The 12784-nt window shown below is 71.1% G+C and carries 9 protein-coding genes and 1 pseudogene; 8 read left to right on the forward strand and 2 right to left on the reverse strand.

Going from position 1 to position 12784, the window contains the following annotated elements; all coding sequences use genetic code 11:
• Positions 1-68: 68 nt before the first annotated feature.
• Positions 69-2747, reverse strand: a complete 2679-nt coding sequence (locus tag ACFPIJ_RS19485; RefSeq protein WP_380116564.1) for a discoidin domain-containing protein — start codon at positions 2745-2747, stop codon at positions 69-71.
• A gap of 489 nt (positions 2748-3236) precedes the next feature.
• Here ACFPIJ_RS19485 and ACFPIJ_RS19490 point away from each other — a divergent pair, with 489 nt between their 5' ends.
• From ACFPIJ_RS19490 to ACFPIJ_RS19510, 5 genes are all read left to right on the forward strand, one after another.
• The gene (locus ACFPIJ_RS19490; protein ID WP_380116565.1) at positions 3237-4529 is read left to right on the forward strand and encodes an ABC transporter substrate-binding protein; all 1293 of its coding nucleotides are present in this window, start codon (positions 3237-3239) and stop codon (positions 4527-4529) included.
• Entirely contained in the window at positions 4526-5590 is a 1065-nt protein-coding gene (locus ACFPIJ_RS19495; protein ID WP_380116566.1) for a carbohydrate ABC transporter permease, read from the forward strand. Before ACFPIJ_RS19490 ends, ACFPIJ_RS19495 begins: the two co-directional genes overlap by 4 nt.
• Positions 5583-6422 carry a carbohydrate ABC transporter permease gene (locus ACFPIJ_RS19500; RefSeq protein ID WP_380116567.1) on the forward strand — a complete coding sequence of 280 codons (840 nt, stop codon included), beginning with the start codon at positions 5583-5585 and terminating at the stop codon, positions 6420-6422. The genes ACFPIJ_RS19495 and ACFPIJ_RS19500 overlap by 8 nt, the downstream gene beginning before the upstream one ends.
• 60 nt (positions 6423-6482) lie before the next feature.
• Entirely contained in the window at positions 6483-7853 is a 1371-nt protein-coding gene (locus ACFPIJ_RS19505) for a GH1 family beta-glucosidase (protein ID WP_380116568.1), read from the forward strand.
• A gap of 74 nt (positions 7854-7927) precedes the next feature.
• Positions 7928-8368, forward strand: coding sequence for a DUF5709 domain-containing protein (locus ACFPIJ_RS19510; RefSeq protein ID WP_380116569.1), 441 nt, complete (start codon positions 7928-7930; stop codon positions 8366-8368).
• Between the two features lie 38 nt (positions 8369-8406).
• Here ACFPIJ_RS19510 and ACFPIJ_RS19515 read toward each other — a convergent pair.
• Positions 8407-9675, reverse strand: a pseudogene (locus ACFPIJ_RS19515) (APC family permease); the annotation flags it as partial.
• Positions 9676-9684: 9 nt separating this feature from the next.
• On the opposite strand from ACFPIJ_RS19515, the gene pdxR reads away from it, so the two are divergent.
• From pdxR to ACFPIJ_RS19530, 3 genes are all read left to right on the forward strand, one after another.
• Positions 9685-11097 (forward strand): MocR-like pyridoxine biosynthesis transcription factor PdxR, encoded by a 1413-nt coding sequence (gene pdxR, locus ACFPIJ_RS19520; protein WP_380116570.1) that lies wholly within the window; start codon positions 9685-9687, stop codon positions 11095-11097.
• A gap of 34 nt (positions 11098-11131) precedes the next feature.
• On the forward strand, positions 11132-11983 hold the full coding sequence (locus tag ACFPIJ_RS19525) for a L,D-transpeptidase (RefSeq protein ID WP_380116571.1): 852 nt from the start codon (positions 11132-11134) through the stop codon (positions 11981-11983).
• A gap of 74 nt (positions 11984-12057) precedes the next feature.
• On the forward strand, positions 12058-12705 hold the full coding sequence (locus tag ACFPIJ_RS19530) for a dTMP kinase (protein ID WP_380116572.1): 648 nt from the start codon (positions 12058-12060) through the stop codon (positions 12703-12705).
• Positions 12706-12784: the final 79 nt, after the last annotated feature.

A 12784-nucleotide genomic window follows, 5' to 3' on the forward strand; every position in this document is an offset into this window, starting at 1 on the left:
GCGGGTAGGTCTCCCGGCTCGACAGTTACCTGAACAAAGAACGGTTACCTGAGCAACGAGCTAGAGGGTCACGGCCCGGCGGTCACATAAATGATCTGGTTGGCCGTGTTGGCGGGTCCCGCCGTGTTGTTGATGACGTGGTTGATCGTGCCGACGCCGCCGAGGGAGACGCTGACCATGTTGCGGAACTGGATACCGGACTTCACCGGCACCTCGAAGGAGCGTTCGCCGACGACGGCGGGGTTGACGTTGAAGTAGCAGTAACTGCCCAACCCCCACGCCTGGTGCGTGTTCACCGAGTCGGCCACCTTGTAGGCGGCCCAGCCCCTGGTGGAGCCGTTCATCCAGGCGGCCTGGTTCGGCGGGTCGTAGGGCATCTCGTTCTGGAAGAAGTACGTGCGGCCGCCGTTGCCGTTCCAGATGACCTGGTACTGCTGGTAGTGCTCGACGAACAGCCCGTACATCGTGACGTCGTTGCCGTTGACGACCATGCCGTTCTGGCCCTTGCTGACGGTCCAGCCGTAGGTGCCGGCGTTGCCGTGGTCGGCCCGCCAGACCCACATGTGGTCGCCGATCACGTTGTTGCTGTTGACCTGCAGGCTGACCGTGGCGTTGCCGACGTGGGCGCCGCCGATGCGGAAGTACACGTCGTGCAGCGAGGTCGGGTTGGCGGCGTGCGAGGCCGACGAGCCGGCCGGGCCGAGCTCGACCAGGGTCGGGGAGTTGACGGTGCCGGCGTCGATGAGGATGCCGGCGAGCTTGACCCCGTCGACGTCGGCGACCTTGATCGCGGTGACGCCGCCGTCCGGCACGAACGTCGCCAGGCCGAGGCCCAGGATGATCGTGTTCGGGTTGTTGACCTGCAGTGCCTGGTTGAGGTGGTAGACGCCGGGGGTCACCAGGAGGTGCCGGCCGGCGGCGAGGGCCGCGTTGATCTGCGCCGCGGTGTGTCCGGGCCGGACGATGAAGAACTGGTCCAGGGAGATCGACGAGCCCGCCGGGGTCTTGCCGAACCAGCTGGTGCCGGTCGTGTTGGTCTGCAGCGCCGGGACGAACACCCGGTACGTGCCGGTGCCGTCGATGTACAGGAACGGCTTCTCCCGCTGCAGCGGCGTCTGGTTGATGACTGTGTGCGACGGGTTCGGGAAGTTCGGCGGCGGGGCACCGGTGACGCCCTGGAAGACCATGTTCCACACCGAGCCGGCCCAGCTGCCGAGCTCGCTGTTGCGGGTGTACCACTGCTGCTGCGAACCGGACACGACCCGGCCGTCGACCTTGGTGTCGGCCATGAGACCGCCGGAGGACCAGCCGTCGCCGCCGTTCCAGAGCTGGATCTCGTTGTTGGCGCCGCGCAGGTGCATGCGGCGGTACTGCACCGCCTGCGACACCGCCCAGCGCTCGACCTGCACGCCGTTGCCGGTGTTCGGCAGGGTCACGGACAGGTTCTCCGCGCCGCGCCAGAAGTTCTGGGTGGCGTTGCCGCCGAACCAGGTGGCCTCGGCCCGGACGTGGCCGTTGATGTTGACGTCGTCGGGCGAGAAGCCGAGGCCGGCGACCTGGGTGTAGAAGCCGATGTTGGCGTCGATGGTGTGGTTGCCGGGCTTGAACAGCACCGCGTAGCGCTCGGTGCCGAACTGGTTGGTCTCCTGGCCGGCGAAGATCTGGTTGAGCCGGGCCTGCGCGGCCGCCTGCTGCGACGGGTCGTAGACGGAGACGTTGGGGCCGAAGTTCGGGTTCTTCGGGTCGGTCGGCTCGACCGGCTGATTCGACACAGGCGGGCTGCTGGAGGGCGGGTTCGAGCCGCCGAGGGCGTACACCTCGAACTCCCACAGCGAGACGCCCCACTGGGTCGCCTTGGCGGTGGCGTTGATCCGCACGTACCGGCCGTTGCCGGTCACGTCGAGGGTCTGCACCCCGCCGGTGCCGGTGGTGGTCGAGTAGATCGACGTGTAGGCGGCGTTGTCGGTCGAGGTCTGGATCTGGAAGGCGGTCGCGTAGGCGGCCTCCCAACGCAGGATCACCCGGCAGATCGGCAGGACCGAGCCCAGGTCGACGGTGAGCGACTGCGGGACGACGACGGCGCTGGACCAGCGGGTGCCGGTGTTGCCGTCGACGGCGGCGCTGGCGGGCGTGCCGGCGTTCTCGGTCGAGGAGGCGGTGGCCGGGCGGGCGATCGCGCGGTTCGTCGGGCCGCAGGTCTGGCCGGTCGGCGAAAGCTCGCCGAAGACCTGGAACTCCCACAGCGAGTAGCCGTAGGCGGTGTTGCGCACGGTGCCGTACAGCCGCACGTAGCGGCCGGTGCCGGTCACGTTGAGCGTCTGGGTGCCGCCCGCGCCGGTGGCGGTGGTGTAGACGGACGTCCAGGTGGCGGCGTCGTTGGAGATCTGGATCTGGAACGCCTTGCCGGAGGCGGCCTCCCAGTTGAGCACGACCTGGGACAGCGCGGCGGGCGCGCCGAGGTCGACCTGGATCCACTGCGGGTCGCTGAACGCGCTGGCCCAGCGGGTGCCGGTGTTGCCGTCGGTGGCGGCGGTGGCGGGGGTACCGGCGTTCTCACTGGACGAGGCGGTGGTGGGCTTGCCCTGCGAGAGCAGGGTCGGCGCGGCGCTCGCGTTGGGCAGCGCGATCGCGGCGACGGCGGTGGACAGCATCAGCGTGGCGGCCCCACCGAGGAGCCAGCGTCGCAGGGCAGAGCGACGCCTCCCCTCGGGTGCGGGCCCGGCATGCGCCGAGGTATAGCGCGACATACGCGGAAATTTCATGATCCTGCCTGTCAGTCGGGGGACGTGGCGGGGATCCAGACCGGGCAGGTTGGCGGTTCCCGGTCCGTGATCTGGGCGGTGAGCAGCGAACAACAGACATGCCGAAGCCAGGCGGGGCATCGACGGTCGTCGGCATGGGCATGCCGACCGCGGTGCGATGAGAGAGCGCTCTCTCAGAACCACGAGTGTTACGCCGGGGTTGCATCGCCGTCAAGACAAACTTCTATCGCGACGTGAAGAATCCCTTATGTGGCTTTTGTGGAGCGGGCCCGACCTTGACGTCCTGAAAGCGCCCCACTTTAATGACGACATTATTTAAGTCTCGATAGAAACTGGTCGCGGCAACACACCCCCCCGTTCGGCTGGGACCAGCACCACCCCACCCCCTGTCGAGCGCGCGACCGTCACACCGCAGCCCCAACCCCTGCGGTCGCCTCGGCACGCCGGTCGGCACCCATCGAAAGGGCAGACACCGTGGCGGGACGACACAAGCTCGCATTACTGATGGCGGCCGCCCTGCTGACCGGTTCGCTCGCCGCGTGCGGCGAGCCCGTGGCGGACGCCAAAACCCTCACGTACTGGGCGAGCAACCAGGGCAGCAGTCTCGAGTTCGACAAGCAGACCCTCGCACCCGTCCTCGAACGCTTCGAGCAGCAGACCGGCATCCACGTCAAGGTCGAGGTCGTGCCGTGGTCGGACCTGCTCAACCGGCTCCTCGCCGCGGCCACGTCCGGACGGGGCCCCGACGTGGTCAACATCGGCAACACCTGGTCGGCGTCGCTGCAGGCGACGAACGCGCTCATCTCGTTCGACCCGCAGGCGTTCGACCGCATCGGCGGCCGGGACCGGTTCGTGCCGGCGGCCCTGGCCGCGGCGGGCGCGCCGGGCAAGGCACCGGCTGCGGTGCCGCTGTACTCGCTGTCGTACGCGCTGTACTACAACAAGCAGATGTTCGCCGACGCCGGCATCAGCAAGCCCCCGGCGACGTGGGAGGAGCTCGTCGACGTCGGCAAGAAGCTCACCAACGGCAAGCAGTGGGGCCTGGCGATCGAGGGCGCCAACCCGTCGGAGAACGCCCACCACGCGTTCACGTTCAGCCAGCAGTACGGCGGCGAGTGGTTCGACGTCAGCGGCAAGCCCACGTTCGACACGGATCAGAACGTCGCGGCGATCAAGCGGTACATCGACCTCATGGCCGTGGACAAGATCGTCAACCCGAGCAACGCCGAGTACGCGAAGAACGAGTCGCTGTCCGACTTCGCCAACCGCAAGGCGGCGATGCTGCTGTGGCAGGCGGCCGGGTCGGCGTTCCAGGCGCAGGGCATGAGCCCCGAGGAGTACGGCATCGCGCACGTGCCGTTCCCGGCGAACCCACCGGCCGGCGGCAAGAAGGTCAACAGCATGGTCGCCGGGATCAACATCGCGGTCTTCCGGCACAGCAGGAACCTGGAGGGGGCGATGGAGTTCGTGAAGTTCATGACCAGCGACGCCGAGCAGGTCGCCCTCAACAAGGTGTACGGCTCGCTGCCGTCGGTGAAGGCGGCCCTGGCGGACCCCGCGTTCGCCGCGCCGGAGCAGAAGGTCCTCGCGGAGGTGCTCAACTCGACGGCGTCGCCGCTGCCGCAGGTCACCACGGAGAGCCAGTTCGAGACCCTGGTGGGCGCCGTGATGAAGGAGCAGTTCGCGAACGCCGCGAACGGCAAACCGATCACCGCGGCCGCGATCCGGGCAAAGCTGAAGGCCGTCGAGCAACGGATGAAGGGATGAGCCGCCCGAACCGCGCCCCCGTGCAAAGTGCCCGGGGCAGCGCGGCGGTGCCGGTGCGCCGGCCCATGCACGCCGCGCCCGACGTCCGCCAGCACCACGCGCGCGCGGTGGGCGCCCCGCCGAAGCAGCGCACCCAGCGCCAGCGGCGGCGCCGCCGGATCCGGTCGAAGTACCTGCCGTACCTGCTGGTCGCCCCGGCCGTGGTCCTGGAGATCGGCATCCACGTGGTGCCGATGCTGGTCGGCGTGTGGATGAGCCTGCTCGAACTGACCCAGTTCCACATCCAGGACTGGTCGACGGCACCGTTCGTCGGGATCGACAACTACGCCGCGACCGTCAACTTCCACAGCGAGACCGGCAAGGCGCTGCTGAAGTCGTTCGGCATCACCGTGCTGTACACGTCGCTGTCGGTGTTCCTGTCGTGGCTGTTCGGGCTGTCCGCGGCGGTGTTCATGCAACGGCCGTTCAAGGGCCGGGCACTGCTGCGCACCCTGTTCCTGACCCCGTACGCCCTGCCCGTCTACGCGGCCGTCATCACCTGGGGTTTCCTGTTCCAGCGGGACACCGGCCTGATCAACCACGTGCTGGTCGACCAGCTCGGGCTCGTCGACGGCGAGCGGCCGTTCTGGCTCATCGGCGAGAACAGCTTCTGGGCGCTGCTGATCGTGTCGGTGTGGCGGACCTGGCCGTTCGCGCTGCTGTGCATCACCGCCGGGCTGCAGAACGTGTCGACGGAGATGTACGAGGCGGCCGCGATCGACGGTGCCGGCTTCTGGCGGCGGCTGAGCGCGGTGACGCTGCCGTCGCTGCGCCCGGTCAACCAGGTGCTGCTGCTGGTGCTGTTCCTGTGGACGTTCAACGACTTCAACACCCCGTACGTGCTGTTCGGCGGGTCCGCGCCGCAGGAGGCGGACCTGATCTCGATCCACATCTACAACAGCTCGTTCAGCACCTGGGACTTCGGCATGGGCTCGGCGATGTCCGTGGTCCTGCTGCTGTTCCTGCTGCTGGTCACGGCGGTGTACCTGATGATCACGAACCGCAGGAGGATCCATGCGTGAGGGCCGGGGCGAGCGGATCGCCCGCTGGATCGTGCTGAGCTTCCTGGCCGTGTTCGTGTTGACGCCGCTGTTCGTGATGGTGAGCTCGGCGTTGAAGCCGCTGCAGGACGTCCAGGACGACTTCACCTGGCTGCCCTCGACGCTGACGTTCCAGGCGTTCGTCGACATGTGGAGCACGGTCCCGCTCGGCAACTATTTGCTCAACAGCGTGATCGTGTCGACGGTCGCGGCGGTGTTCTCGGTGGCGATCGCGGTCTTCGCGGCGTTCGCGATCAGCCGGTACCGGTTCCGCGGCCGGGGCGTGTTCTCGGTCGCGGTGCTGTCGACGCAGATGTTCCCCGGCATCCTGTTCCTGCTGCCGCTGTTCCTGATCTACGTGAACCTGGGCACGGCGACCGGGATCGAGCTGTACCAGACCCGGCTCGGCCTGGTCATCACGTACCTGACGTTCTCGCTGCCGTTCTCGATCTGGATGCTGGTCGGCTACTTCGACTCGATCCCGCGGGGGCTCGACGAGGCGGCCCAGGTCGACGGCGCCGGGTCGATGCGCACCCTGTTCACCGTCATCCTGCCCACGGCCGTGCCGGGGATCGTCGCGGTCACCGTGTACGCGTTCATGACCGCGTGGGGCGAGGTGCTGTTCGCCTCGATCATGACCGACCAGGACAGCCGTACCCTCGCCGTCGGCCTGCAGGCCTACTCGACGCAGTTCCAGGTGTACTGGAACCAGGTGATGGCCGCGTCCCTGGTGGTCAGCATCCCGGTCGTGGCCGGCTTCCTGGCACTCCAACGGTACTTCGTGGCCGGCCTGACCGCCGGTGCCGTCAAGTAGGGCCGCCGGGCAACCCAAGGTCCCCGTCCTCATCGCAGCTTCACAGAGGAGAATCTCCCCGTGCTGGATCTGTCCAACCTCCCACCGAACTTCATCTGGGGCTCCGCCACAGCGGCGTACCAGATCGAAGGCGCCGTCACGGAAGACGGCCGTGGACCGTCCATCTGGGACACGTTCAGCCATGCGCCCGGCAACGTCGACAACGGCGACACCGGAGACGTGGCCTGCGACCACTACCACCGCTGGCCGGAGGACATCGCGCTGATGCGCCGGCTGAACCTGGAGGCGTACCGGTTCTCGGTGGCGTGGCCGCGGATCGTCCCGGCCGGGACGGGCGCGGTGAACGAGGCGGGACTCGACTTCTACGACCGGCTCGTCGACGGCCTCCTGGAGGCGGGCATCCGGCCGTTCGCGACGCTGTACCACTGGGACCTGCCGCAGGCGTTGCAGGACGCCGGCGGCTGGCCCCGGCGGGAGACGGCGGAGGCATTCGCGGACTACGCGGCGATCGTCGCGGGCCGGCTCGGGGACCGGGTCGCGGACTGGAACACGGTCAACGAACCGCTGTGCGTGTGCTGGATCGGCCACCTCGAGGGCCGGATGGCGCCGGGCGAGCGGGACCTGACCCGGGCGGTGCACGCGTCGCACCACGTGCTGCTCGGGCACGGCCTGGTCAACCAGGCGATCCGGGCGTCGGCGCAGCTGCCGCCGGCGGTCGGGATCGTGCTGAACCTGAGCCCGACGGAGCCGGGCACCGACCGGCCTGAGGACGTGGCCGCGGCGCGGCGCGCGGACGGGCACATCAACCGCTGGTGGCTGGACCCGCTGCACGGGCTCGGCTACCCGGCGGACCTGCTGGACACGTATCAGGTGGACCTGCCGGTCCGCGACGGCGACCTGGACCTGATCGCGGCGCCGACGGAGTTCCTCGGGATCAACTACTACTTCCGGCAGATCATCGTCGACGACCCGGCGGGCCGGGCGCCGTTCATCCGGCAGATCCCGGTGCCGGGGTCGATCGAGACGGCGATGCCGTGGGAGGTCTACGCCAAGGGCCTGGAGGAGATCCTGGTCCGGGTCGCGGAGACCTACCGGCCGCGCAGCATCCTGATCACGGAGAACGGCTCGGCCTGGGCCGACACCGTCGAGCCCAGCGGTGAGGTGCAGGACAAGGAGCGGGTCGACTACCTGGAGCAGCACCTGGACGCGGTCCGCACCGCGGTCGTGCGGGGCGCGCCGGTCGACGGCTACTTCGCCTGGTCCCTGCTGGACAACTTCGAGTGGGGCTACGGCTACGACAAGCGGTTCGGCCTGGTCCGGGTCGACTACGACACGCAGCAGCGCACGATCAAGGCGAGCGGGCACCGGTACGCGGAGCTGATCAGAGCCCATCGCGCCGCCCATCCGGTTTCTCACGATTCGGTGATCTAGGGTCGATGTGGGGTGCTGCCGGGTAAGGGAACCGGGAGCACCCCCACAGGACCTGCCACCGAGGAGACGTGATCATGAGTTCTGACACCGCGAGCTGGGACCCGGCACCGGATGAGGAGGGCCAGCTCTCCGTCGAGGACACCCTGTCTGATCGCGGCCTGGACGATGCCCTGGACGAGGGGTACTCGCCGCCGGAGAAGCCCCTGGGACTCAACACGTTCGGCGTCACCCAGGCCGAGGCGCAGCGGGGCGAGTCCTGGGACCAGCGCATCGCGCAGGAGGAGCCGGACCCGACGGCCCGGCCCGACCTGGACGACTACGGCACGACGACCGAGTCCGGGGAGTTCTTCGACGCCGGTGAGGTCGGCGACCGGCGGGCCGGCCGGCTCGTCGCCCCGGACGAGGGCTGGGGCGAGGACGAGGAGAAGGACGAGATCGGCTCGGACGTCGGCATCGACGGCGGCGCCGCGTCGGCCGAGGAGGCCGCCATGCACATCATCGACGTCGAGCGCTGAGGCACCTGGACGCGACGGGCACGCCGGGCAGTGGTCGCCTGATAACCGAGAGCGACCACCGCCACCGCCGCCGCCCACAGCACGTACCACGTGGTGAGGGCGAGCAGCCCGACTACGCACAGCAACGCCACCATCGCGGTCCGCCGCGACCAGGAGCCGGCCGGTAGGAGCTTCACGGCCGCGGCCGTGCCGAGGACGTAGACGACGACGAACGACGCGGTCGTGGCCAGCATCAGCGGCTTCGTGCCGACACCGAGCGGCCCGGCGGCGGCGATGGTCGCGCCGGCGAGCCCCGCGGCCACGGCCAGGGACCGGCGGGGCACCTCGCCGGCCCCGGCGCCCTTGGCGAACCAGGCGGGCAGGGCGCCGTCGCGGCCCAGCGCCGCGCCCAGTTTGGCGGCCCCGGCGAAGTAGGCGTTGACGGCGCCGGCGGTGAGCAGCACCGCGACCACCGCGGTGAGGACCTTCACGTCGCGGCCGAGGCCGATGGTGAGCAGTTCGGCGAGGGGTGCGTCGACGGTGCCGGCCCGGGGGCCGAGGACGAGCTGGCTCGTGGTGGCGACGAGCAGGTAGAGCACGCCGACGACGGTGACCGCGATCCAGGTGGCGCGGGGCACGTCGCGGCGGGGGTTGCGGTAGTCGGCGGCGAGCGAGGTGAGGGCCTCCCAGCCGGCGAAGCCCCAGACGAGCACGGCGACGGCGGGGCCGACGGCGAGCCAGCCGTGCGGGGCGAAGGGCCGCAGGTTGGCGAGGTCCGCGTGCGGCAGCGCGGTGACGACGGCGAGCAGCAGCAGCCCGGCGAGGGCGGCGGCGAGGACGAGCTGCGCCTTGCCGGAGATCTTCACGCCGCCGAAGTTCAGCCCGGCGACGACGACGATGAGGGCACCGGCGGTGAGCAGCGTGGTGCGGTGGCCGCCGCCGAAGGCCGCGCTGACGTAGGCGCTGCCGAAGCTCGCGGCGGGCAGGAAGCCGACCGGGACCGCGACGTAGAAGATCCAGCCGACGACGGCGGCGGCCCGGGGGCCGAACGCGGTGCCGACATACGTGGAGACCCCACCGGCGTCGGGATACCTGGCGCCGAGGGCGGCGAAGGTGGCCGCGAGGGGCGCCGACAGCACGACGAGGGCGAGCCACGCGACGAGCGAGGCGGGGCCCGCGACCTGGGCGCCGAAGGCCGGCAGGGCGATCACGCCGGTGCCGAGGACGGCGCCGACGGACAGGGCGGCACCTTGCTTGACGGTGAGCATACGATCGACGCTAAGGCCGGGGTTGGCCCGGTTGAAGTGCCAATTGATCACGTATTGCATTGGGCCAAGTTGGACCTGCACATCAGCCTCGAAGGCCGCGGTGACCAGGGCGCCCGCATCTACCGGCAGGTCCGTGACGCGATCCTCGACGGGCGGTTGCGAGCCGGCGACCGGGTGCCGCCGAGCCGGGACCTCGCCCGGCAGCTGGCGGTGTCGCGCAACACGGTCGCGGCCGCCTACGACCGGCTCGTCGGTGACGGGTTCCTGGAGGGCCGCGCGGGCGCGGGCACGTTCGTGGCGATGCCGGCACCCGGCGGGTCGCGGCGGGCGCCGGGCGGGGCGCTGCGCCCGTCGCCGCGCTGGGCCGCGCTCGCCGACGACCTCTCCGCCCGGCCGCCGGTCGCGAAGGCCCGCTACGACCTGCGGGCCGGGCACCCCGACGGCGCGTTGTTCCCCCTCGCCACCTGGCGGCGGCTGCTCTCCCGGTCGTTGCGCGCCGACGCCGAGTACGCCGACCCGGCGGGCCTGGAGGGGCTGCGCGTGGCGATCGCGCGGGCCGTGGGGCTGTCCCGGTCCGTGCGGGCGTCCGCCGCGGACGTGATCGTCACCAACGGCGCGCAGCAGGGCCTGGACCTCGTCGGCCGGGTGCTGATCGAGCCGGGGTCGGTGGTCGCCGTCGAGGAGCCCGGCTACCCGCCGGCGCGGCTCGCCTTCACCGCACTCGGCGCCCGCGTGGTCCCGGTCCCGGTCGACGGCGACGGCCTGGTCGTGGACGCGCTCCCCCGCCCGGCCCGGCTGGTGTACGTGACGCCGTCGCACCAGTACCCCCTCGGCGTCCCGATGTCCCTCGCCCGCCGCGCGGCGTTGCTCGGGTGGGCGGAGCGGCACGGCGCGGCGATCGTCGAGGACGACTACGACAGCGAGTTCCGTTACTCCGACCGGCCCCTGGAGCCGCTGCAGAGCCTGGACCGGGCCGGCAGGGTCGTCTACGTCGGCTCGTTCGCCAAGACGCTGCTGCCCGCGCTGCGGCTCGGGTTCCTGGTGCCGCCGGCGTCGCTGCGGCCGGCCCTGGTCGCGGCGAAGCGTCTCGCCGACTGGCACGTCGAACCGGCCGCGCAGGCGGCCCTGGCGGACTTCATCGACGAGGGACTCCTGCGCCGGCACGTGCGGACGGTGACGCGGGTGTACGCGGCCCGCCACGAACTGGTGACCACCGCCGCACGGGGTCCCCTCGCCGACCGGTTCACGCCGGTGCCGTCCTCGGCCGGGCTGCACGTGACGCTGCTCGCCGCCCCCCACGTCGACGTGCCGCGGACCCTGGCGCGGCTGCGGGACGCGGACGTCGCCGTGGAAGGGCTGGCCGGCTTCTACACCTCCGCCGCGCCGGCGGACGGCCTCGTCATCGGCTACGGCATGATCACCGCCCGGGACCTGCCGGCCGCCCTGGACCTGCTGGACCGCGCCTCCCGCCCGTTGGGGTGACAGCGCGGCCCGGGCCGCCCGCTACGGTGTACGGATGCTCGTGCGCCGCGTCGCCGCCCTCACCGTGCTCGCGATCGGTCTCGCCGGCGGGGTCACCGCCTGCGGCGGGAAGGCCAAACCGCAGGCCCGGCCACCGGCCGCCACGACGTCACCGGCCCCGTCGGAGTCCGCGTCCGCCTCGCCGGCCGCTCCCGCGACGACCCCACCGGCCGCCCCGGCCGCCGCCGGCATCCCGACGATCACGTACACGAAGGGCGCCACGGGGTTCCCCGCCGACCCGGACCAGTCCTCGACGGTGCCGCTGACCGAGGCGCTGCACCCGACGGCGAAGCTCGCCGCCTACGACGCGCCCGGCGGCACCGCCCGCGCGTACCTGACCCCCGACATCAGCGGCGTGCAGCTGGTCATGCCGATCGTGGCGAAGCAGGCGGGCTGGGTCGCGGTGCTGCTGCCGTCGATCAACCGCAGCGTCGGCTGGCTCCCCGCCGGCAACTGGACCACCGTGCCGCTGCGGGACCAGATCATCGTGCGCCGCGGCGCGTTCACGCTCACCTGGCTGCGGGACGGCGTCGCGCAGCAGACGTGGACCGTGACCGTCGGCGCCGCGGCGACCGTGACCCCGCTGGGCCGCACGTTCGTCCTGGGCCGCTCGCGCCTGACCGGCAAGGTGTACGCCGGGCTCGACGGCCTCGCCCTCGGCGCCGTCCCCGACGACAAGAACGCCGTCGCCGACGGTCTGGAGGACGCGCACACCGGCATCCACGCCTGGTACCGCAACGAGTTCGGCTACCGCAAGTCCAACGGCTGCGTCCGGATGCCCCCGGCCGCCCAGAAGGTCCTGCTCGACGCGGTCGCCAGCGGCACCAGCGTCGTCGTCCTGCCCTGATCGTCCCCTGATCGTCTGGTCGGGAATCATCCCCTTCACTGGCGCTTCACCGCCGACGGCTTACCGTTGGGAGGGTGATCCGTACAGTGGCACTGATTGGTATCGACGGCGCCGGCAAGTCCACCCAGGCGCGGTGGCTCGCCGACTGGCTCGACGCGAGCGGCATCCCCGCCCGCTACCACCGCAACGCCGCCGGACGGGTCTTCTTCGGCCGGCTGGCCCAGCGACTCGGCCGGCGCGACGCCGAGCACCTGCTCGGGGTCCGGCTGTTCCTGCTGGTGGAGACCCTGCTGCGGGGGTTCGTCATCACCCGCGCGCTGCTCCTGTCGCGGCTGACCGGCACCGTGGCCGTCATGGACCGCTACACCTACTGCCAGTACACCAGCATCACCGTCCGCGGCGGGCGGCCCGGGCCGGCCCGGCTGCTGTTCCGGCTGCTGCCGCAGCCCGAGCTCGTCCTCTACCTGGCGGTGCCGCCCCTGGTGGCGCAGGCCCGGGTCGACGCGCGGGGCAAGGACCACGAGGAGCTGGACTACCTGACGGCGTGCGACGCGGCGTACCGGGGACTGCCGGAGGCCGACCGGTTCACCGTCGTCGACGCGGGCACCGACCCGTCGGCGGTGCAGGCCCAGCTGCGCGAGGCCGTGCAACGGGACCTGCTGGCGGACGCGACGCGCCGCCACCCGTCGCGCGCCGCGCAGCACCTGCTCCCGATCGGGTGACCTGATCGCCGGTCGGGGACGTGACCGGCCGGACGCCGGTTAGCGTCGATGTCTCGGGGTCACGCGGGCGGCTGAGGTC

Source organism: Dactylosporangium cerinum (assembly GCF_042653625.1).
GTDB classification, from domain to species: Bacteria; Actinomycetota; Actinomycetes; order Mycobacteriales; family Micromonosporaceae; genus Dactylosporangium; species Dactylosporangium cerinum.

Coding starts and splice junctions, on each gene's coding strand:
- ACFPIJ_RS19485 (WP_380116564.1), bottom strand. CDS start 2,747: ATGTCGCGCTATACCTCGGCGCATGCCGGGCCCGCACCCGAGGGGAGG.
- ACFPIJ_RS19495 (WP_380116566.1), top strand. CDS start 4,526: ATGAGCCGCCCGAACCGCGCCCCCGTGCAAAGTGCCCGGGGCAGCGCG.
- ACFPIJ_RS19500 (WP_380116567.1), top strand. CDS start 5,583: ATGCGTGAGGGCCGGGGCGAGCGGATCGCCCGCTGGATCGTGCTGAGC.
- ACFPIJ_RS19510 (WP_380116569.1), top strand. CDS start 7,928: ATGAGTTCTGACACCGCGAGCTGGGACCCGGCACCGGATGAGGAGGGC.
- ACFPIJ_RS19525 (WP_380116571.1), top strand. CDS start 11,132: ATGCTCGTGCGCCGCGTCGCCGCCCTCACCGTGCTCGCGATCGGTCTC.